The 23,320-nt window shown below is 48.9% G+C and carries 16 protein-coding genes; 1 reads left to right on the forward strand and 15 read right to left on the reverse strand.

Annotated elements, in window-relative coordinates:
* Positions 1-560: 560 nt before the first annotated feature.
* Positions 561-1,949 carry a sigma-54 dependent transcriptional regulator gene (locus PHQ97_13605; protein MDD4393772.1) on the reverse strand — a complete coding sequence of 463 codons (1,389 nt, stop codon included), beginning with the start codon at positions 1,947-1,949 and terminating at the stop codon, positions 561-563.
* A 533-nt stretch (positions 1,950-2,482) separates the two neighbouring features.
* On the opposite strand from PHQ97_13605, the gene PHQ97_13610 reads away from it, so the two are divergent.
* Positions 2,483-3,652, forward strand: coding sequence for an ABC transporter substrate binding protein (locus PHQ97_13610; GenBank protein MDD4393773.1), 1,170 nt, complete (start codon positions 2,483-2,485; stop codon positions 3,650-3,652).
* Between the two features lie 66 nt (positions 3,653-3,718).
* Here the strand turns inward: PHQ97_13610 and PHQ97_13615 are convergent, their stop codons facing one another.
* The 14 genes from PHQ97_13615 to tssC all read right to left on the reverse strand — a co-directional run bounded on the left by PHQ97_13615 (position 3,719) and on the right by tssC (position 23,284).
* Complete coding sequence (locus PHQ97_13615; protein MDD4393774.1) at positions 3,719-5,314, reverse strand: hypothetical protein; 1,596 nt, start codon at positions 5,312-5,314, stop codon at positions 3,719-3,721.
* On the reverse strand, positions 5,311-6,186 hold the full coding sequence (locus PHQ97_13620; GenBank protein ID MDD4393775.1) for a hypothetical protein: 876 nt from the start codon (positions 6,184-6,186) through the stop codon (positions 5,311-5,313). Before PHQ97_13620 ends, PHQ97_13615 begins: the two co-directional genes overlap by 4 nt.
* Before the next feature lie 61 nt (positions 6,187-6,247).
* Positions 6,248-8,965 (reverse strand): MFS transporter, encoded by a 2,718-nt coding sequence (locus PHQ97_13625; GenBank protein MDD4393776.1) that lies wholly within the window; start codon positions 8,963-8,965, stop codon positions 6,248-6,250.
* 54 nt (positions 8,966-9,019) lie between these two features.
* Complete coding sequence (locus PHQ97_13630) at positions 9,020-10,159, reverse strand: hypothetical protein (protein MDD4393777.1); 1,140 nt, start codon at positions 10,157-10,159, stop codon at positions 9,020-9,022.
* A 292-nt stretch (positions 10,160-10,451) separates the two neighbouring features.
* On the reverse strand, positions 10,452-11,138 hold the full coding sequence (locus PHQ97_13635) for an SPOR domain-containing protein (GenBank protein MDD4393778.1): 687 nt from the start codon (positions 11,136-11,138) through the stop codon (positions 10,452-10,454).
* Positions 11,139-11,152: 14 nt separating this feature from the next.
* On the reverse strand, positions 11,153-11,539 hold the full coding sequence (locus PHQ97_13640; protein MDD4393779.1) for a DUF4280 domain-containing protein: 387 nt from the start codon (positions 11,537-11,539) through the stop codon (positions 11,153-11,155).
* A gap of 75 nt (positions 11,540-11,614) precedes the next feature.
* On the reverse strand, positions 11,615-12,415 hold the full coding sequence (locus tag PHQ97_13645) for a toxin-antitoxin system YwqK family antitoxin (GenBank protein ID MDD4393780.1): 801 nt from the start codon (positions 12,413-12,415) through the stop codon (positions 11,615-11,617).
* A gap of 47 nt (positions 12,416-12,462) precedes the next feature.
* The gene (gene tssI, locus PHQ97_13650) at positions 12,463-14,841 is read right to left on the reverse strand and encodes a type VI secretion system tip protein TssI/VgrG (protein MDD4393781.1); all 2,379 of its coding nucleotides are present in this window, start codon (positions 14,839-14,841) and stop codon (positions 12,463-12,465) included.
* A gap of 69 nt (positions 14,842-14,910) precedes the next feature.
* A complete protein-coding gene (gene tssH / locus PHQ97_13655; protein ID MDD4393782.1) occupies positions 14,911-17,781 on the reverse strand; it encodes a type VI secretion system ATPase TssH in 2,871 nt (956 codons plus the stop codon).
* Complete coding sequence (tssG, locus tag PHQ97_13660) at positions 17,778-18,836, reverse strand: type VI secretion system baseplate subunit TssG (GenBank protein MDD4393783.1); 1,059 nt, start codon at positions 18,834-18,836, stop codon at positions 17,778-17,780. The genes tssH and tssG overlap by 4 nt, the downstream gene beginning before the upstream one ends.
* Positions 18,800-20,608 carry a type VI secretion system baseplate subunit TssF gene (tssF, locus tag PHQ97_13665; GenBank protein MDD4393784.1) on the reverse strand — a complete coding sequence of 603 codons (1,809 nt, stop codon included), beginning with the start codon at positions 20,606-20,608 and terminating at the stop codon, positions 18,800-18,802. The genes tssG and tssF overlap by 37 nt, the downstream gene beginning before the upstream one ends.
* Positions 20,598-21,086 carry a type VI secretion system baseplate subunit TssE gene (gene tssE / locus PHQ97_13670; GenBank protein MDD4393785.1) on the reverse strand — a complete coding sequence of 163 codons (489 nt, stop codon included), beginning with the start codon at positions 21,084-21,086 and terminating at the stop codon, positions 20,598-20,600. Before tssE ends, tssF begins: the two co-directional genes overlap by 11 nt.
* Positions 21,087-21,177: 91 nt before the next feature.
* The gene (locus tag PHQ97_13675; GenBank protein ID MDD4393786.1) at positions 21,178-21,672 is read right to left on the reverse strand and encodes a type VI secretion system tube protein Hcp; all 495 of its coding nucleotides are present in this window, start codon (positions 21,670-21,672) and stop codon (positions 21,178-21,180) included.
* Between the two features lie 124 nt (positions 21,673-21,796).
* Complete coding sequence (gene tssC / locus PHQ97_13680) at positions 21,797-23,284, reverse strand: type VI secretion system contractile sheath large subunit (GenBank protein ID MDD4393787.1); 1,488 nt, start codon at positions 23,282-23,284, stop codon at positions 21,797-21,799.
* Positions 23,285-23,320: the final 36 nt, after the last annotated feature.

The following is a 23,320-nucleotide window of genomic DNA, read 5'->3' on the forward strand; positions in this document are numbered from 1 at the left end:
GTGCGGCCAGAATGATCGAGGAAATCAGCGGCAGTGATCAGGTGCTCCGGTATTGACCTGGCGGCCAGGGGCCAGAAAAGAGCAGAAGAAGAATCCGGGGAGAGAAAACCGATGCCAGGCCTCTGAGCGTGGCTGAATATGCAGACCGATTGAATCAGAGGAGGGAGGAGGGCATGCCGGAGGCCATTAAGGCGTCTCCGGCATGCCCCCAGGAGAATTAATCATGACATAGGCTATTGGTGAGGGTGAATAATAGTAACACCGGCTAAAACAGAACCGATGGCACTATTTTACTATCAGGTTGTTTGATGGTTTGTCACAAATTAACTCCCGTCGAAGAGTGTTTTTAAAAGCTGTTGAAAGGCTTAATTTTAAGTTTTGGTTATCATCTGTATAGCGTAGTATACAGCATAAACTGTGCCAACCAGCCAAATAAAATTGAATAGCTTGTAAAATCGGGATGTTAAGCTGAATTAATCCGGAGGGCGGAATTTTTGAAACTGTCATTTTTTAGAAAAATTGCGAAACAAATTTCGAATAGTTTCAAATTTTGCGCGCGGTCAGTCGGCGAACAGTTTTCTGCGTCGATATCGAAATGTGTGATGGTTCATTTTTAACAGGCCGGCCGCCTTGGATTCGTTTCCACTGGTCATGTTGTAAGCCTGTTGTATATAATATTTTTCGATCGACATCAGTATGCCGGGCAGGTCGATACCACCGGCGGGAAGGGGGGAAATCTGCATTCCGTTGATACCCTGAGGACCGATGTCGCACCGGTCGGCATTTTCAAATCCTAAGTCCAGCGCGGTAAGTTCCGGACCGCTGCCTATGAGAACGCCGCGTTCAATAATATTTCTGAATTCTCTTATATTTCCGGTCCATCTGTAAGTCATCATTGCCTGCAGTGCTTCCGGAGAGATTCCGATAAAGCTTTTGTTGAATTTTTTTCCGAATTTATACAAAAAATACTTGGCCAGAGGGATGATGTCTTCTTTGCGTTCGTTTAATGAAGGGATATGAACCTTGATGACGCCCAATCGAAAATAAAGATCTTTTCTGAAACGGCCCTCTTCGACCATTTTGTCCACATTCCGGTTGGTGGCCGATACTACACGGGTTTTAATGCTGATTTTTCGGGTGCAGCCGACCTTGTAAAATTCGCCTTCTTCCAGAAACCGAAGCAGTTTTGCCTGGGTTTCCAGATCCAAATCCCCGACTTCATCGAGAAACAGGGTGCCACCTGCCGCTTCTTCAATCAGTCCTTTTTTCCCCGATGTACTGGCCCCGGTGAACGCTCCTTTTTCATATCCGAACAGTTCGCTTTCAACGATCTCCCGCGGAAGCGAAGCGCAGTTTACGGCGATAAACGGGCCTTTGTAATTGGGGCTTCGGTAATGGATGGCATGGGCTATCAATTCTTTGCCCGTTCCGGTTTCCCCAAGGATGAGAATAGGCGTGTCCGGGCTTTTGGCCACCATTTTTATAAATTCCATGACATCCCGGATGGCTTTGCTTTCTTCGATAAAACAGGGCAGATGATCTTCGAGCTGTTTTTCCTGGAGGGCCAGGACCTCCTTTTTCAGCCGGATGGTTTCAAATGCGTTGTGAATCGTTTTTTCAAGTGTCTTGATGTGTACCGGTTTTACAATATAATCATGAGCGCCGGATTTCATGGTCGATATCACGGTTTGAATATCTTCATCGGCCGTCAGCATCACAGCGAGTATCTCCGGGTACAGCTGTTTGATCTTATTCAGTGCTTTAATGCCATCCATGCCCGGAAGGCCGATATCGAGCAGAATCAGATCCGGTTGCGTGTGCTTTAACGTGTTGAAAGCGGCCTCGGCAGATGAGAAGCCCGCAATTTTATAATCCGAACTCAAAGCTTCTTTCAGTAGATTCAAGATGAACGGGTCATCATCCACAATAAATATGCTGTATGAAATCATGATGTCTGCGCCTGCGTAGAACTTGTTATTTTATGTCCCCCCTTTTGTACAACCATGTCGTTATCTTGAGGGGGACGCACGTTGGAAAACCCCTGAATGGCATCAATACAGCAGTCGGTTCCATATAAAGCCTTATATATGGTCATAGATTTATATTCGTGTCAACACGAGTTCAATCCCCGTAGCGTATCGGCTTATACGTCTGCTCCAATCCCTATAATGGCGCATTGTATTTATTGTGGCGTTGTTACCGGCATCAGACTTTTTCAGCCAACAGGGCTGTCAATATCGGAGGCATCTACTGCCCGTGAAACAGGCAAAAAAGATATTTTTTCTTGCAAATGACCCGCCTTGTCTATAAAATTCTGCAAATTCAGGACCTATGGGAGCTGATGAAACGATTCATTCACGTCAAACGTGAATCGTACGTGAGTTGATCAGCAATCAACATCATCGGCCAGTTGAGAATTACGTTGGTAGCAGCAGTTATACCATCACAATTGTGTTGATTCTATCATCGAGGGAGACATTGTATGAAGATAGTGAAAAAAATGATTGCGGTACTGGTTTTTGGCTTATTTTGTTTTTATCTGCCTGCGTCGGCCGCAGACAGGATTGACTTCAGCACTACGCCAAAAACAAACCACGGCAAGATGTGGCGTATTGCATATTACGAAGGGGGAAAATATGACGATTATCAAAAAACACTTGTCGCCACGATAAAAGGCCTGATGGAGTTGGGCTGGATTGAAACGGAAGCGTTACCGCCTCAAAACGATTCTCAAACCAAAGAACTCTGGGACTGGCTGGCATCCCGCTCAAAAAGCAATTTCATCCGTTTCGTCAATGATGGTTATTATAGTGCCGGCTGGGACAAAACGGCTCGCAGTCAAATCACTGAAAAGGTACTCGCCCGGTTGACCCGGGAAAAAGATATTGATCTGGTGATCGCTATGGGCACATGGGCGGGCAAAGACCTCGCCAACAACTCGCACGACACTCCGGTCATAGTGCTTTCAACCAGTGACCCGGTATCCGCCGGCATCATCAAAAGCGTTGAAGATTCAGGCTACGCGCATGTCCATGCCCGTGTTGATCCGTTTCGCTACGAGCGTCAGATACAAATATTCCATGATATTATCGGTTTTAAAAACCTGGGACTGGCTTATAAGAATACGGTTCTCGGCAGAAGCTATGCAGCCGTCGATATTGTGGAAAAGGCTTCAAAGGAATTGGGATTTGAAATCACAAGTTGTTTTTTTAAAGAGGGGCTGACCCTTGAAGAGGAAAATAAGGAAGTTTTGAGATGTTTCCGGGAACTTGCAGAAAAAGTCGATGCGATTTACGTTACGGAACAACAAGGGGTCAATCCCAAAACGATTCCGGAAATTGTAAAAATTACAAATTCCCATCAAATTCCAACGTTTGCCCAGTCAGGTTCGGAACCGGTCAAATATGGATTGCTCATGAGTATTTCTCAGGCCGGGTTCAAGTATGTCGGGGGATATCATGCGGAGACCATTGCCAGGGTGTTCAATGGGGCAAAACCCGGTCAGCTCGATCAAATTTTTGAAGATCCGCCGGCAATAGCCATCAATTTAAAAACCGCAGAAATCATAGGATTCGATCCGCCGGTGGATGTTCTGGGCGCCGCCGATGAAATTTACCAGGAAATTACCGTGCCTCAGGAGCCCGGAAAATAATAAACCCGGAAAGATTCCGCAGCGTCCGCCGCAACACGGGAATCGAATCTTTTACGAAACCGCAGATTATTTAAGAACGACTTTTTCCCTTAACCGCTGGTAGCAATCCGCTGCCAGTTGCATTTTCCATCCGGGCGGTAAACAGTTTTCGGGGAAGACAGCATCCGGAAGGGTTTCAAACAATCCTGCCAGATGCGCGTCTTGTAAAGACATCGACCGCATGCGTTCAATATCTTTCAGGGTGAGGCCTCCGCCGGCAATGATTTCAAGGGGGCCTGAAGGAATCAGTAAATTTTCTCTGGAGCGGGTCATTACCGCAATCATTCCGGAAAGGTAACGGCCCGATGGGATGGCTCCCACCACAGCGGCAACGTCGTGGTAGCCGGCGGTTTTTTCCAGTGCCGAAACGATGCCCTGTTGCATCGATGGAAGGTATTCCCCCTGGAAATATCCCCCCGCGCAGATGACTCCCCGGGCAAATGACAGGGTCAGAAAGCAGGTGAAAAGAGAGGGAATCAGGATATTTTTTTGAAGCGCGCCGATGATTTTTTCAGGGCTGTACGGCAGTTCCCACTGCCGGCCCCGGTCATCGATGCCCTGAAGCACGGCTGAATTCGCCCCGTTGCTTGCAAGATAAAACGGAATTCTTCTTCCGCAGTGATCGATACCCCAGAAAAAGAGGGTGCCCGCCTTTGTCGCCGGTGGGTTTGATGCGGTTTTACAGTCGTTTTTATCAGACCGCCGGCACAGGCCTTTCAGTTCCCAGCAACCATTTACCCCATTGAGTTCGGAGATGACCCGCTGCCTGAGTTCAGGGTCAAACATCACGGCCCATGGCAGGCTTTCCGTATTTTGCAGATCCTGTTCCAGAAGTCTGGCGACAATTTTTTCCGATTCGATGTAAATCAGCTCGGGTGGCGTGATGCGTTCGCAGAAGAGCCGCTTCCAGATCCGGTTATTGACAAGTACTGCCTGCTGAGAATAATTGTTCAGAGCGGCAACCGCCGGCGTAGCGCAGTATTTTTGCAAGATATCGGTTGCCGGGGTGTAAATTGTTGAAGAAATCTGTTTGTCCCGGATCAATCTGTCAAGCCGGCGGCCGGCTCTGTCTAACATGGCCGGATCAAAGGCAGGCGCGGCGCAGACCATTTTTCTTTTGTCCCGATCCGGAAATACAGGCAATCTCAGTGGCATGTCAGCCATCTTGTCGGCGTTGATATGATAAATGAGCAGGCCCCTTGGATAGGTGGCATTGTTCAGCGGGACATTGCCAAAGGAAAAAACCGGAACGGTCGAAGCACACCGGCAAGCGGCAGCCGAACGCAGGGAAAAAAGAAGATTGCCTTGAATCGAGTGAGAAAATGAATCGATGCCGTGATGATTGGCTGACAGAACAACCGGCGAAGCAGCCAGATCGTAAACAAGCCGTTCGGCAACCGAGCGGCCCAGCAGCTGAGACGTATAACCGGATATCACATCAAAAAGGTCATTTCGTGGCTGAAAAGCAGGGGGAACTTGTTGCGTAAACTGTTCCAGATAAGCAGCCAGGGGTTTTGTGCCATAGTTGCTGATCGCCCGGTCCACCACGGGAAGATGCTCACATACGATGTCAAGGTAACGCTCCGGCGTCAGGCAGCTCTCTTGTTCCCGCAGGGGTGTCATCCGTTGTGCCCGTTCGTTTTTTTTTTGAACATGACCAGCATCCCGTCATCCCGGGATATCCCCAGAGCCGCTGCAAGCTCATCTTTTCTTCCGTTTTTTTCCCAGGGATGAAACACGTAGGGCATGTGAATATTTTTTCTCGTCATCAGCACCGTAAGATTTCGAATTGCGTTGTCGATCCAATCCTGCTGTCCGTCTGCAAATCCGATATAGACCTGTTTGAAGGTGGTGACGGCAAAATCGATATCCGTAAAAGGCACGGTCACCAGCTGCTTTGCGCCGCCATTTTCTTCGAACCGGGGATAGACCTCAAATCCGGTGACCACTCCTTTTTGTACAAGCTGTATCCAGGAATGCAGTGAGGAGGATTGGGCACAGGTGGTAAACAATACATCGGGTTGCAACTCCATGAGCATTTTGGCAGCGATGGTTTTTCCGATGCCTGAACTCTGATACTCCGGCAACACGGCCCGCACCATCATATGGATGCCCTGGAGAGTCCGAAAATTGTATTGCACGCTGCCCTGATCTAAAATGGTTGTCGCAACCAGCTTGCCACAATGATCCCGAAACAGGATCACTTGCCGCTGAAACAGTTTTTCCGGTTTTTTAAAATAATAGGCGGCAAACTGTTTCTGTTCTTCCGGCATGTCTTCAAACACCCGGACTAACAACTCTTCCAGTTCTGACTTGAGTTTTTCCCGGGCCTTATCCGGCCATTGAAGGATGTCTGCCGTTGTCATGGCCTCGGCACGGATGGTGGTGGCCGGAGCATCGGCAACCGAAAGATTCAGCTCAAAGTCTTTAATGCATTTGAGGTTTAATTTTTCAGGAACCTGTGTCACTTTTTTGCCTTTCAGACAGTTTTTCAATAATCTGCGCTGTGTTACCTCTCCGAATTTCAACTGTCCGGCGGGGTATTGCAGCGTCGATTCAGCTTTTGGAACTATGCGTCAACAGGGTTTTTCCCCTGTCTTTCAGTACGGAAACCAGAAAGATCAAACTAATGGCCAGATAGGTCCAGCCGACATAGGCAATGCCGTTTTTAATCTTTGTGGCAACAATGATCGAACCGAATAACACCGGCCCCAGGACCTGACCAATTCGGTTTGCCAAACGGATGATCCCCATCGCTTTGCCGGCGCCGAGGCGTTTGGTGACATCCAGTTGCAGGGCATAGGCATTCTGGGAAGCAAAGCCGAAACTGCTGGACAGCCCCAGAAGCAACACCGCCAACGCAGCCACAGCAATCCCTTCGAAAAAATAAAAGGACAAAAATGCCATGCTGCCTAAAAAACCGCTGATGGCGATATATATTTTTTTATTGTCCGATTGATCCACATATCGGCTGATAAAGGGTGCAACATAAATCAGACAAATGCCGTAGATCATGAAGATTCGTCCGATGCTCGACTGGGATGAACCGATTCGGTTCAGATAAATAGGGCAGAAGTAATTGAGAAACCCGACCACGGCGATGGCCGCGGGAAAACTGCTGAGAAAAATCAGTCCGAGCACCTCTCGGTTAAAAATAAACCGGAAAAAATCGTTTATTTTGATGGGCTGTTTCAACGGTTTGTCAACAGACGGTTTGGGCTTTGGCCTGGCGGCTTTTATGGCCTCTTTCATAAACACAAGGATATAGACTATGACAAAAAATTCGATAAAAGCGCCGATGAAAAACACCGGGCTGTAGCCGATCCGCTCCGCCAGCATGCCGCCGGTTGCGCCGCCGCATATACTTCCTGCAAAGATACCGGCCACAACGTGAGAAAGTCCCTGCGCCTTGCTTTTTGGGTCGGTAAAGGTAATAACAAATCCTTGAGAAGCCATCAGTGCAAGACCGTATCCCAGGCCGGCAATGCCCCGGGATATGATGAAATGTATGGCATTGGGGGCCTGCCACGAATACAGGATACCTATACCGCCCAGGAAAAGGCCGGTAAGAAACGGTTCATGCCATCCGCGTCGATCAAGCCACGCGCCGGAGATAAAGAGCGCGATTCCGGCAAAAAACATTTCCACTGAAATCGGCAGACCCAGAACCATTTCTTTGGATAGACCAAACATCGGCTCGTAGAGTTTTTCCATATAAAGGGGTATAAACGAGATGGAAATGTCGATGCCGAACAGAAACAGGAAGGCTGCCGGACGAATGGCACTGTAATGAATGGTTAAATGATGTTCAATGCCCGCCATATGCTTTTCGATGAACGGCAAAAACAGAATCATCAATTCCAGGAAAAACAGAATTGAGATAACAAGAACCGTCACGGAATCCATCGTAATTTCCAGCAGCTGATCGAACAGGGCCTCTTTCGAAATGTTTGTGGAGATGTATCCATGGACTTTTCCGTCTTTGATCAGATTCAGCTGAAAATGATACTTTTGATCCGGACCGGTGACGGGGTTTTCGTAAGACTGTATGCCCGGGGCTGATTCCTGAAGATCAACCATGCCCCCCTGGGTGGCGATGTACAGCGGATTTTTTTCTTCATCGTAAACGGTGATGTCCTTGAGCTCCGGTGCAGCGGACAGGATTTCTTTCAAAGAAACATCCAGTTTGGAAAGCTTGCTGATTTTAATGCCTTTGCTGAACAGGTATTCAAGGTCATCTTTCAGCAGGGCTGTGAGCATATGACTTTTTTCCGTATTGATCCGCAGATAATAATTTTTGAACGCGTGAATGTTCAAGCCGGAAAAAGCGATCTGGGCCAATCCGATGACGATGAATATGACCAGAGAAATTTTCAGTTTGGGAAATTTATTGTCCCCGGGCTTGAGTCGGGTCACCCGTCCGAGAAGTATGATCAGAACGATAAAACCACAGACAAGGATAATTGAAATAATGATCAGATTTTGAGCCATCACATTACTGAAGAGGGCTTTGATCTGGTTTTCGTCAAACCGCAGGATTACGGTTGCCGCCCATTTTTTATTTGAATCGTGCACCGGCAGCATGATGTTATAGGTGCCGTTGTATTTGATATAGGCATTTTCAAGATCAGATTTTTCGTCTGTTGATTCATCATAACTGCCTCGAATTTGTTTGGGCAGTGATGTTCCGGTAAGTTTTTTATCGGTGCTGTATTGGATGAAACCATCCGGCAGGGCAACCGATACGGAAATATCCGATTCTGACTGACGGCTCAGATTCGTATCCGTTTTTGTATCGGGCATGATTGCTACATTGATTTTACCGATGATGTTCTGTCGGGTTTTCAGCAGGATACTATCCATTCCGACGAATTTTTCGATTTTCTTTCCGAACCGGATGGATTTCTGGATATTGCGCTGAAGGTCCTTTCCCATGACGCGATATTGTGAAACGGTTGATTCCACATAGAGTTTTTCCAGGGAAGTCAGGCTCAGCATGGCATTGAATCCGAGGGAAAGGATCAGCAGCACAAGGGCACTGACAATCAGATATGCTTTAAATGAAAAGCGAACGGACGGCCCCGCCGGAATACGGGCTGAAGCCGACCCTTTCTGCCCGGCGGGCAAATCCGGGGCTGATTGCGTGGCCGATGTATCCGGGACAGGTGAGTAAACATGGTGACATCGCGGGCAACTTACCCCCGACAGATTATCCTGTAACTGACTGTTTTTGATTTCAAAGGTGGTATTGCATTTCGTGCATGTTACTTTCATTCATTCATCCTCGGAAAAGATGCGCCATAAGTACGCCTTTAATATGGTAAAATTTTATAACCCTTCAATCCTTCGGTTCTTCAGACAGGTTGCATTTATCAATGGGGTAGTTAAAACCCCCCTGCAGATCATGGTCGGATTTCCGTAAAGGATTCGATCCCCGCCATGGTTTTTTACACAATACTGAGCGCTCGGATCGTACCACCGACAGCGATGCGGCCAGATGGTAATCTGATCGGTCGTCTCGATCAGATGAAGCCGTTGCGCGACAGCCGATACAGCCACCGCACCCGTTCCGCATGCCAGTGTTTCCTGATTAATCCCTCTTTCAAAACAGCGGTATTCCACAATGCCGGGTTCATCGGCAATACGGATAAAATCGATGTTGATACCGGCTGGAAATTGTTCTGCATAATTTCGAATCAAATCCCTGCCGATGCGCTGAACGATACCGGCGCTGAAATGGAGCATTTTCTGGGTTTCAATGATTGGTGCCCGCTCCGGGTGAGGGGGGAAAAACATCAATTCAGCCAGCGCTTTCAGAGAAAATCCATTTTCGGTCAACACAACCAGGTGGGGTTCTCCGGTAAAAACCAGATATCCGGAAAGCGTCAATTCTGTTTCATTTTTAAAAAAAGGCTGCCCGTTCTTTCTGAATTCGATTTTGAGCCCGTTAATTTTGTCAATATGGCCGTCATAGGGCTCTATGGATGACAGGCAGGTTAATTCGGATGGAATGCGCCGGGGCGTTCCCATGTTGGCCCAGTATTCGTTTTGTTGAGTATTGCTGCCGATGCTGATCACCTTGGGACAGGTTCCGGGAACTTCCGTTGCGATTCGTGCCGATGAAATACCATATTGCGTATAAAGGTAGTGGGCGATGCTGATCAACCCGTTTCCGCAACTGTAGGATTCATCGCCATTGGGTTCAAACATTCGCAAAATATAATTTGAATCCGATAAATCCGGAAGCTGTTTCCAGTAATGCCGCGTATCGTTGATGTCCTTTATAACATCCGGCCGGCACGGTTGGATGACAATCAACCCGTCAGAGCCTATCCCGAAACAAAGATGGGTTAGCTGGACGGCCGCATCTGATTTTTCCGATTCGGTCAGCAGACGCGATTCGGTTTCATCAATAATAACGAAATTGTTGCCAAACAACGTGTATTTTACAAAAGGTATTTTTTCCATAATCGGTAACAGCCAATTCGTCAATTTGATGTAAAGTGCATGGTTTTATTTGCGTTCGGACAATACCCAGGCAACACCGTGAGAAAAAGCCATAGATGAATCTGTGAAGTGTCATCCTTGCGGAAATATCACAATCCGGGCTTGATCATACCTGCGGCCATATTCTCTTGCGTGTAGTTTCCAAGTCCCGGCCGTTCCCGGCATCCCCCCGTATCGTGCTGGAGAAGCCGGGAACGGGCGGGACGGTTCTCACGATGTTATGGCCGCAGTTATGATCAAGCCCCGCAATTCTTTATCTGGTTAACCGCATATCCTTTTCAGGATCAACAGCCGTAAGAGATTTAAAACAAGTAATCACCGCCGGCATGTTCTCTTTCCTCGTAAACTGAGCAAGTGCCGAAGAAGCTTTTTGCAGCGTTGTAAAATCGGCGGTTTTTACCGCATGCCATTTTCGATTCAGATGATCGGTTGTCTCAAAGATGTAGGCGTTATATCCCTTTCCCTTTAATTCTGACAGACGTTTTTCCGCGTTGCCCTTGAACAGAAATGCGCCGGCCTGAATCGAGTAACACATTTTTTCATTCTTTTTTTTCTCGGGGGCTTCTGGTGCCGGAGCTGGCGCTGTCGACGGGCTCGATTTGTCTTTTGAAACCGGCTCATCGGTTTTTAATGCCGGGGCTTTTTCCTGAACCGGATCAGTTTCAGGGGCTGCGGGCGTTTCCACCGCGGCCGTCAACGCTTTTTGATCTGCCTTTTTTTCGGGCATGGAGGCGCTTTTTGTTATCGCGGCAGGCGGGGGTGCAGGCAATGATATGTTTTTTCCCGCGGCCCCGTATTCGGTCAATGGCGGTGCCTCCCGCTGCAGGTTCATCATGAGTCCCAGGAGCCAGCCTGCAATAAAAACAAGTATGGTCAGCACGGTAAAACCCGTCAGCAGCAACCCGATCTTTTTTTTATTTAAGGAAAAATCATAAGACATAAGCGCTCCTTTTGTTATGGTATCTTCACGGTCATCTGACCCGCATTGGTAATCTCGATCACTCCAGCCCACATGCACATCAATTTGGAAGAATTATTCAGCGCCGGCAGATTGCCGATCAGCACGGTGGGCGCTCCCGGAACCCACGGAGCCGGTGTGACCGGCACGCAGGGCATGGGAGTTAAAACGCCCAGTGCAGCGGCGGTTGCAGCGGCCACCGCAGGATTTGCCATTGAAGAGCACATCCCGAACGGCATGATATTGACCATCGGCTTGTTATCCATGATATTGGCCGCCGGAGTCTGGGTGAGCACTCTGTTTTGCGGTAAAACGATCAGTGAACCGGGTGCCATGCCAAAGCTGCATTTGAGCATCGCTCCCATACAAACCTGTTGTCCCATAATTTTTCGTCCTTTTTAAACGCCTTCTGCTATTATAGCGGCAAATTCTCGATGTCCGACTATCCAAAAGAAGGCTCAAATTTCAGGCCGTTTGATTTTGAATTTTGCCAGCCGGGCAAACAAACTCTTTTTTTCAGAAGATTCGTGTTTTATGGTTTCATTTTGATCATATTCGATTCGGTTCCCGATTTGTCGCCCATCCTGATAGTGAATGCTTTCTTTGATGCGGCCATTTTCATGATATCGGAGCAGTTCGCCATGCAATCGGTTGTTGCTGTAAACGGCCTTTTCCCTGATCTGACCGCCCGGGTAATATTCTTTTTTTTCACCGCATAATTTATCATCTTTGTATGGGGAGGTTATCAGCAGCCGCCCCTCAGTGTCATACCATCGGCTTTCCCCGTTTAATTTGCCGTTAAGGTAATTGACGGAGCCGGTAACCTGACCGTCGTCTCCATAGTGGATCATCTGCCCGTTCTGAAGGCCGTTCTGATAATACATTTTTGTCCTGGGCCGGCCCTCTTCGTAAAGGATCATTTCTCCGTGAAGCCGGCCGTCTTTAAAGTGCGCTTTCTGATAAATCCGGCCGGTCTCATCATAGGCGATCGTCCGGATCAGCTTGTCATTTTCAAAATATGCCTTTTCAGTAATTCTACCGGTCTCATCATAGGTGATTGATTCGCCTTCGAGTTTGCCCACTTTGAAATTGACTCTGCTGATGATCCGGCCTTCTTCGTCAACGGAAAGGTCTTCTCCGTCGAGCAGGTTATCGTCTGTATCGGCATCCGGCTGTGCCACGACCGCATGCTCCGTTTCGTTTTCCGGATCATTACGGGGCAACCCGGATGCCTGCTTGTTTTCGGAAGAATCTGGCATAGTCAGTCCGTTTGAAATTTGTTTCACATGCGGCTACAAAGTCGTCACTAATTGATTTTTACCATACCGCCTTTGAGCGTCAGAGACCCGCCGCCGTCAACGGTCTGTGATGCACTGGCCTTGTTGGTCAGCGTCGTGCCGGCCTGATTGGTCAGGCTGGTTCCGGCCTTGCTGGTCAGCGTCGTGCCGGCCTGGTTGGTCAGGCTGGTTCCGGCCTTGCTGGTAAAATCCCTGGCCGACTTGATCATTATTGTCCCTTTGACATCGATGGCCAGGTTACCGTCTACTTTTAATTCAAAATTTCCGCTGATCATATGGGTGACGTTGCCTTTATTGGTATGGACCTCGTTTCCGGTGATGGTCAGTGTCCGCTTTCCCTTCACGTCATGCGTCTCATCGCCGGTATTGACCTCGATGGTGCGGTTGCCTTTTTCAACAGTCAGGGTATGATTTTTTTCCGAAACAGTGATCGTCCGGTTTTTGGCAACCGTGATTTTTTCATCGTTTAACACCTCGGATACAAAATCATTTTCCACTTTCAGCGTTTTATCTTTTTGCGCATGGATATAAAGTTCTTCCTCGTCCTTGGTGTCATCGAATCGAATTTCATTGCCCTCTGTTCCGGATTTGGTGGATCTTGTCTTGATAGTGCTTTTAGCCATATTTTCCGGCAGAGTGTATGGAAGGGTCTGCGTGGCATTGTACACCGTACCGATGATAAGGGGTTGATCCGGATCGCCTTCCAGAAAGCTGACCACCACTTCGGATCCGATGCGGGGAATAAACATCGTGCCCCAGTTTTTACCGGCCCAGACCTGGGCTACCCGGACCCAGCAGGACGTATTTTCATCTTTTTCCCCATCCTGATCCCAATAAAACTGTATTTTGATCCTTCCGTATTCGTCGGTCCAGATTTCTTCACCTGCTTTACCCACAACCAGAGCGGTCTGGCTCCCGCAAATTTTTGGTTTTCGGGCGGTTCGCAACGGCCTGAATGGCACATCGGATGGAAATGCTTCAAAACTGTTGGCATAACGCTTCTGGCTGACCTCCATCCCGAGGCTTTTCAGTACATAGGACTTGTTGATATCCGGGCGGTAATGATCGGTCAGTTCAAATTTGTAACCGGCAATGAATGCCCGGCAGAAGCCGTTTCCCGTTAATACCTTCTGTTCGGATTCAAAGGCCTCGATGCGTTTGTTGGCAATTTTTTCCCCCTCATCGGTTTTTGTAAACTTTCCGGGATATTCATATACTTGCAGCACACCGTCAACATTGGAATCCACATTGGTCAGAAGATCGGTATCGGGTGTCTCGAAGTTATAATCCTCGGTAGCGTATTTGTTGATAATCATTTTCTGCTTAAGTCGGCATTTGTCGATCAGGTCATCATCTTCCGGATCAACATCCCGCATCCGGGCCGAAGTCAGATCGGGGCACGGTTTATGGGCGTCGGCATCATCTGCCAGAACCAGTGTGTGCTTGTCTGCGGTATGTTCGAAAAAATAGAAAATACCCTCCTCCTCCAGGAGCCGGGAAATAAAATTAAAGGCGCTTTCCTGATACTGTACGCAGTATTGACGCTGGGCATAGGTTTTGGTGGTTTTGTCGGAAAAATCGGTCAAACCGAGATCGGAAAATATCGATTTGATAATGTCAACCGCAGTTTGATTCTGATAAATTTTGCTGTTCCGGGTCAGGGTCAGTTTCCAGAGCCAGGGGCGGATTTCGGCATAATAGGTGATAATCTCGCCCTCATTGCCCGCCTGGATAAAACAGGTCGCTATTGCGTTAATGTATCGTTTGCTGCCGTCATCCCGTTCGATGGTGACGGTGACGGCCTCACCCAGGATCCCCGTGAAATCGATTTGATCGTCGCGGGTTGTCAATTCCAGTTTGTAGTGAAACAATCCCGATATCTGCTCCTTGCCCTCGACTTTTTGAAGATAAAACTTGCGTTTGTCCGAATCGATCGGGGTCGTGACATACAGCCATTCTTTTGCCTCTGACGAGTCGCCTTCCCCCGAAGCCGGTGAGGTTTCCGATAACCGGTAGGCCGTTTGCTGCGCCTCTTCTTCCTCGGTTTTCTCCTCCTCCTCCTCCTCCTCCTCCTCCTCCTCCTCCTCTTCTTCTTCGATTTTTTCTTCTGCCGGCGCGTCAGCACCGGGCTGCGGTTTGGAGTTGCCGTGCGAATCCTTATTCGGGGGTTGACTGTCAATGGAGGGGGACTTTTCAGCAGCCTCCGGCGTGTCATCCGAATCATCGGCAGGGGCGTGTTGCGGAGGTTTTTTTTCGTCCGGGATACCGGTAGCGAATTTATATCCTTTTTGTTGCAGCCTCTCAATCAATTTGCGGGCTTTGTCCTTTTCCCCCTTTTGAATGAGGTTTTTGACAATTTCCTGGACTTGATCTTCAGTTAACGACATTGAACCCGTAGACCTTTCAAATACATTTTTTAAATCATCTTATTTCCGGACGAACACGGTTTTTTTGCTTTACCGTTTAAAAATATTTAACCAACTGACTGATTTTGTTGGTCTATTTCTTTTATTCGGGCGGATGTGATCAGATTTTTGTATACCTTTTTTAATTAATGAACTGGATTTCATAAACTGCGGCTGAAATGGATCGTCCGGCGCATCGGGTATGATCCGGTCAGAAGCGGGTTCCGGCGGACGATCAGATACCAATGGCTCTTTCTGGGTCAAAGGCGGTTCAAACCGGTAGTTAAAATTTCCGGATCGGTCCAGATAGGCATATATTCCTGTACACATCTGTCCCTGTGCCATTCGTTTGAGCATTTCCGTGGAAAGTTCCGGAAGCAGAACCTGAGTCAGCAGATAATCCACATTGCGGGCACCGGTATCCACTTCAGTGCATCTGGATGCAATTGCGGCAATCAGATCCGTACTATATGTCAGGTTGATGCGGTGATTTTCTGCAAACCGCTGTTTGACCTTGTTCATCTTCAAACGCACGATCTGCTGGATCACCCCGTCATCGAGCGGATAATACGGCACAATGACCAGACGCCCCAAAAAAGCCGGTTTAAAATAGCGAAGCAGGGCAGGGCGCACCATTTCCACCAGCTTGTCTGCATCGGGAAGATGGTCGGGGTCATCGCAGGCTTTTAGAATTATATCCGATCCGACATTTGAAGTGAGTAAAATCACGGTGTTTCTGAAATCCACCGAGAGGCCTTCGGAATCTTCCAGGGTTCCTTTATCAAACACCTGATAAAACAGTTCCATCACATCCGGATGCCCTTTTTCCACCTCATCCAGCAAAACGACACTGTAGGGGTTATGTCTGACCGCCTCGGTCAGCACGCCTCCTTTTCCGTGCCCCACATAACCCGGCGGGGCCCCCTTGAGGCCGGAAACCGTGTGGGCCTCCTGATATTCGGACATGTTGACGGTAACCATGTTTCGATCCCCACCGTAAAGAAGATCCGACAGGGTAATCGCTGTTTCGGTTTTGCCGATCCCGCTGGGGCCGACCAGCAGAAAAACACCGACGGGCTTGTCGGGATCATCCAGATTGGCCCAGAAGGTCCGGATACGCCGGGATACGGTATCGAGCGCCTGCGGCTGTCCGATAATGCGTTGTGCCATTCTTTTTCTCAAATTCAACACGGTGTCGATCTCGTCGGTCATCATTTTTCCTGACGGAATACCGGTCCAGTTTGAAATCACCGAGGCAATCACTCTCGAATCCACGCAGGAAGGAACCATGGGAGAATCGTTTTGAATCACCTCAAGTTCCTTTTTTTGTTTGATCAGTGATTGCTTGAGCTGCTTTACCTGCACCTGATTGCCTGGTTTTGCTGTCCAGTCCTCTTGCAACTGATTTTGAAGTTTGAGTACGCCCTGAACCATTTCAAGTTCATTTTTCCAGCGTTTTTCAAGAGCCTGTTTTTCTATTTTCACCTTGTCCAGATCGGCTTCCAGGTTTGTCAAACTGCTGCGGCACTGTATTCCGGTAGCCAGGTCTCTTTTGATGATGCCGATTTCCAGGGTCAGCTGCTCTTGCTGACGGATCAGATCTTCAACCTCAGGCGGCGTTCCATTCTGCCCGATTGCAACACGGGCACTGGCCGTATCCAATACGCTGATGGCTTTATCCGGAAGCTGCCTGCCGGAAATATACCGGCTGGATAATCTGACTGCATCCCGGACGGCTTCATCCAGCACGGTAACCTGATGATGAGCCTCAAGGCTGGATACAATTCCTCTGAGCATGGCCACGGCCGTTTCCTCGTCCGGCTCAGCGACCTTGACGACCTGAAAACGGCGTGCCAGCGCCGGGTCTTTTTCAAAGTATTTTTTGTACTCCGACCAGGTCGTTGCGGCAATGGTGCGAAGCTCTCCGCGCGCCAGAACCGGTTTCAGCAGGTTGGCCGCATCCCCCATTCCGGCCGGTCCGCCGGCCCCGATCATGGTATGGGCCTCATCGATAAATAGAATTATCGGTATAGGCGCCCCTTTAACTTCATCGATTACCGATTTGAGGCGTTTTTCAAATTCCCCCTTGATTCCGGCCCCTGCCTGCAGAAGCGCCAGGTCCAGCAGCCGTAGAGAAATGTTTTTCAGTGCCGGCGGGACGTCACCTTTGGCGATTCGAATAGCAAAACCTTCGACAACCGCCGTTTTACCCACACCCGCTTCACCGGTAAGGATCGGGTTGTTTTGCCGTCGGCGCATCAATATGTCGATGATCTGCCGGATCTCGGCATTGCGGCCCTGTATCGGATCGATGAGTCCTTTTCGAGCCCGCTCGGTCAGATCGAATGTATATTGATCCAGATTCGGGGTTTGCGTGGAAACCGCCTTGGATGCGGCTGACGGCCGGGATGCTTTTGTGGCTTCATGAATGGTTCCGGAAGAATCCTGCTCGCATGAATTTTGAATAAGATTATGAATATCCTGTTTCAGAGACGCGACCGGAATCCGTTTCAGGGAAGGGCAGGACTCGAGCATCACCGCCCTGAGGGTATCATGATCCAGAAGGGCCAATAAAACCGCGCCGGACCGGATGATAACCGAATTCAGATGAAGAGAAGACAGCAGCCAGGCCTGTTCAAGCAGCTGGATGATCTGGGGTGAAAGCGCCGGTGTTCGGCTGTTGCCCCGTTTAAAACGGTCAATCGAACCGGTCAGCTCCCTGCTTACATCAGCCGTTCGGATATCATAATAGCGGAAGAGATTTTGAATGTCCGTATCCGGAATATCCAGAATTTTGAGGAGCAGATGCTCGATTTCTACATTATAATTTGTCTGAGATACACATAATTGCGCCCCGGCCTCAAGCCCGTTTCTGCAGACGGGATTGAGCTTGTCGGTAATGGACTGAAGATCAAGACTCATTGTGAAGCCTCCTGTTGTTGTCCGGTACTGAAGAGCCGGGAAGAAAGTCGTACCGGACTCAATGCCGATGGTGCTTTCCCGCTACACAGCCACGATGACCATCCGAGCCTGAAGCCTTCGGCACCCCCGATTCGCGGCAGATGGGATGGATCATCTTCTTTCTGCAGTATCAATACAATGTCAAATTCAAATTCGGTTCCTGCGTAATATCGGGTTAACTGGCAAAGGGGTTCAAATGCCTGGCCGTCCGGTAAAAACTCGTGAAATTGTTTCATGGAAACCGGGCCCACATGGAGTTCAAATTTTCCCTGCTGATTCCAGACTCTTGAGCCGACAACCGCACTGTCACCCAGAATCTGGTTTTGGCCGGTGACGCCGATCCGGGTGATCTGGTCTTCTTCAATCCGGTACCATTGGCCGCACAGCTGCCTTGCCTTGACCTTGACATCGAAATAATCGGCCAGGATATATTCAAGGCCGCTGATGGAACGAGGCTGCTGGGCCAGAATTGACGTATACCCTAATAAAGCGCGATCTTTGATCTTCATCCGGTCCTGCAGGCCGCTGGTACCCAGTCCCATGAGGGAAAAGAAATACCGGGCAAAGGAAGTCTGATGGGGCGGCTTGAAATCGAAACCGATCCGGTATGCCTTTCTAACCTGGTACATCAAAGAGATCAACCGGTGGTTGAATATGTCCAGAAACGCCTTAAACGCGGTGTCTTTTTTCGATTCCCGTTCCAGGATCAGTTCCGAATACGGAATCGGCAAGGGCCCCAGACAACCGGCAAGTCCCATGAAATTTACTGCCATTTCAAGTGGCTTGTCCGCATCGGCGGGGATGATTTCCGACACGGCGCTGGCCGGAAAATCAAGCCGGACATTCGAAGTGAAACGAACGCATTCCTTTTCAATCCCGTAATCTTCTCCCAGGGCTGCTTTTTTCGGATAGAGCATCTCGATCAGACGAACGGCCTGATAAAAATCAAACCGGTAGGTCTCGTCGAAAAGCAGCTGTGTTAAAGAACGATCTGATCCCCTGCCATGGGCGGCCATATTTTCCAAATTCCTTCCCGTTGGATGCTGCATATTTTCAGCTGTGTAAATGAATTTACCGATGCATAAAGCGGGAAAAACCGATTCAGCATTGCGGCCATCAGAAAGGCACTGTCTCCGACATAGAGTCGTTCATCAAATGTCAGGCAGATTTCCATACCACGGCAAAAGCCTCTCCAGGCATCATGACCGATACGCCGGGTCACATTTCTGCACGACATGTTCCGGATACCGGAAATCTGCTGATACGTATCGGCAGGGTCTGAAAAACTGTAGAGTCTCAGAATCTCTTTCAACGCCTTCAGGCTTTCATCGGAGTTTCCGAGAGAAAGGTAATTGAGGGAAAGATGAGAAATCAGTCGCCACAGGGATGCCCCCTGAAGCGGGGGATCAATCTGGGCAGTGGGTTTTCTCAGGGTTGAAATCCGGCTCAGGGGAGCGGCTTTTTCGATCTGTAACTCGGTGCCGGCTGGAAGCTGCTCGGCCAGTGAACGGTTGGTGCACAGCGTGTCTGCGTAAACGGTTGTTGCCGGAGGAAGGGCGGGATTAAAATCTATATCCGTAAAAGAAATATACATGTGCGTTCCGGGAAGATCCTTTCTCCCGGTGGATTTGCGCCGGCCATACCAGAACGCCTGACATCCCTTTTTATCCGTATGATGATTAAAGGAAAAAAAAGGTTCAAGGTGCCTGGTGTCATCCCTGAAATCGGAGCTTTCCGAAACCGATCGGATGGAATGGATCTCCGTTGTTTTTTCCCTTCGCTGATCGGCGCAAAGACGATATTCCGACAGCCGCTGATCCAGTCGAATCGGATCGGTTGTTTTTTGAAACAAATTGATGATGGGGGTACAACCCTGGCAAAAGGTATTGCGATTGATGCTCAGGCGCTCCCGGGGCATCTGATCCAGAAAAAGAAAGATGTCAAAATAATTTTCGGAATCATTTCGATCCAGATGAACCAGATCAAAGAAATGATATTTTTCCGGGAACGTAAAATATTCATGCAGCAGGCGGTATCCGGTATGTGCATTGGCGGGGTAGGGCAGCACATCCTCATCGGCTGCAAAGCCCACCGGCAAAATCGTTTTTTCGGGCAGATAAATGAGGTGGCCTGCTTTTTCAGGCAGAACAGCCACCCGAAGCACATGACAAAAAAGCAGCTCGTAGAGCGCATTGACCAGCATGCGGTTTCCGTTGAGAAACAACCGCAGCTGCGAAAATTCCAACTCCTTGAAAGAAACCCCCTGCGCCTCGATTCTCAGCCGAAGAACGAGGGCTACATCAGCGGCCGTATCGATAAAATCGAACTGATCCGTGGATTCAAATCCGGCATAGGTCAGCTCAACCGGCCAGAGTTCAACCGGATAGCAGGTCCTGAACCTGCATGCCTGGCCCTCTTCGGTCTGGCAGAAAAGGGGGGTGTGCCTGGCAATGACATGACTGGAAGTGAGTTTTCCCTGCGCAGGGTCCACTTCAAAACGTGCGACCGTCATCGAGGGGATGGGATTGAGAAACTGGGGATACAGGGTTCCCAGCAGCGCGGTGGAAAGCTGGGGGAACTCACTTTCAATATGGTGTTGGATCCGGGCGGTCAAAAATGCGAATGATTCGATGAGCCTCTCGATGTGCGGATCCGGGCATGGCTCGGCGCTCAGTTCAAGCCGTCCGGCCACCTTCGGATATTTTTCACCGAATTCAGCGCCCATCCTTCGCAGATAAGCCAATTCTCTTTTATAAAATTCAAGCAGTTCGTCGCTGTTATTTCTCATGAATCTCCACCGTGCCGTTTTGAACGACGGTCAGAAAGGAAACCGGTTTTCGGACGTTTTCCACCACCATATCCGCTTCAATGACCATTTTGAGGACTTTTTCATTGCCGCTGACGGGTTGCAGGCGCACGTGGACGTTTTTCAGCCGAGGCTCAAAAACCGTAATGGCTTTTTTGACCCTTCCGGCCAGGCGTTTATGATCCTCTTCATTGGCCGTAAAACAGGAGCCGAAATCCGGTATCCCATAATCGATAACGGTCAGATCCATTTCATCAAAGACTGCAGCCGGGAGTGAAGTGCGTGTATTTAACAGCCACTCCAGATCCCGGCTTAAGGATTCTTTCAGTCTCTTTCGGCTCAGTGTGCGCAGGGGACGCGCCTCCCGATGTGATGCCGGATGCTGATCCACCAACCGGTCCATCAGGGAGGCCCTGGCTTTGAAAGATGATTTCGGGTTGTCCATGTTAATCTCCTTCATACCCGAATTCTCTTGACTGCAAACAAGAATCGTCGCATTTCCGATTCCGATTGGCAGGTGGTGCCGGCCAGAAATTGCTCAGGCCCCATTATCAGGCGACTTCATTTGTTTTTAAATCATGTGAAATGGGTTGAGCGCCGTCTGCCTGTTCACCCTTGTCCTTGTTTTTGGCGTTATAGATGTATTGCACTTTGCTGTATGACAAAGAGATGCTTTCCATCGGCAGGCTTCCGCCACCGCCGGATATGCTGAAATTGGAGACGATCACATCTTCCAGATCAATTTCCAGGAATTTGAGCGGTGTGTTGTCTCCGTCGGATTTAAAGCATTCGAGGGTTACTTTTTCAAACTGTTTTCCTTTCCAGCAGGCGCCCAGAAGATCGTCAGTGGCTGAATCAATATATTTCGAGATGTTTAAATCTGAATGCTGCGCTCTTTCGACAGTCGATCCGGCCGAAGATCGAATCGGCGAAGCGGGCTGACTGAAACTGTGGCTCCACGACAGTATTTCGATCCAGTCTGCATGGCCTTTATCGGTGCTTTCTCCTTTAACCGTATCAAATTTGATATATGTATTCGAAGACATGGGGTTTCTCCTTATCCGATGCGGGAAGATCAGAAAAGTGGCAAAAAGTCTCTTTTCGTCTTCTCACTATTTACATGTATAAATTATGAACAATTTCAAATTGTTAATTTATCTGTTCTGCACATCATGCAGCCGGTGGCGGAAGTTCGGCCACCAGGCGAATCGAGGTGGTTAATTCTTCAAGCTGAAAATGCGGTCTCAAGAATACCACGGCGGTGTAACACCCCGGTTTCCCCGAAATCTCGCTCACATCGACTCTGGCTTCACGCAGTGGATATTTTGCTTTGATTTCCTGACCGGAATCGTCTTTTCCCAGAACATAATTGCCGATCCAGCGATTCAAAAAGACCTGCACATTTTCGGCAGTCATAAAGCTTCCGATCTTATCCCGCATGATTGCCTTGATATAATGAGCAAATCGGGATGCTGCGAGAATGTAGGGCAGTACGGTTGAAATTCTGGCATTGGCATTGGCTTCGGCAGTGTCATAGACTTTGGGCTTCTGTGTGGTCTGCCCCCCGAAGAAACAGGCATAATCCGTCGATTTGCAGTGAACCAGGGAAATTAAGCCCAGATCATTCAGCTCTTTTTCCCTTCGGTCGGTGATCGCGATTTCAGTGGGACATTTCAATGCAATGTCGCCCTCATCCGTCTGGAACGTGTGGGTCGGAAGGCCCTGGACCAGTCCTCCGCCTTCAACCCCGCGGATGGCGGCACACCATTTATACTTTGCAAACGCATTGGTGATTCTCTGAGCCAGCGCGTACGCCGGATTTCCCCAAAGATATTTTTTATGATCCCTGCCATCAACATCTTCTTCAAAGCTAAGGCCTTCGACCGGGACCGTATTGGCCCCATAGGGCAATCTCATCAGAATGTGGGGCAGGGTCAGTGCGACATAACGCGAATCGTCACTGTCTCTGAACGATCGCCATTTAATCATTTCCAGACTTTCAAATACTTTGGACAGATCTCTGGGGACACCCAATTGGGTAAAACTTTCCATATCAAACAGCTTTGGATCCGCTGCAGCGATAAAGGGGGCATGGGCAGCGGCCGCAACGTTGGAAATTTTCTCCAGCAGCGCCATATCCTGGGGGTGACGCCCGAATTCATAGTCCCCGACCAGCAGGCCGTAAGGATGCCCGCCAAAGGTGCCGTATTCCTCCTCATAGAGTTTTTTGAAAAGCTGACTCTGGTCGAATTCAACGGCCTTTTCCAGATCATTGAGCAACTCTTTCTGGGTCAGGTTCAGCAACCGAAGTTTCAGGGTCGTACTGGTTTCAGTATTCATTACCAGAAAATGAAGCCCTTTCCAGGATGCTTCAAGTTTCTGGACCTTTTTGGTATGCATGATTTCATTGAGCTGATCGGTCAGAATCCGGTCAATTTGAGCAATGCGGTCATTGATCATGGCTACCGTATCTGCGCTGACAGTGATGTTTTCATCAAGTACCTGCGTCACCAGCTCACCGACCAGATCTCGCGCGTACTGCAACTGGGACTTGTCGTTGGCCATTCTTCCATTGACGATAATTGTATCCAGCAGGCTCAGCTCTTGCGCTTCGACCGTGCCTTCAGCTACCTGGCCTTCTTTTTCTTCACCAGCCATATTTTCCTCCTCTTAAAAAAACAGGCATTAATGCAT

The organism is Desulfobacterales bacterium (assembly GCA_028704555.1).
Classification (GTDB): Bacteria; Desulfobacterota; Desulfobacteria; order Desulfobacterales; family JAQWFD01; genus JAQWFD01.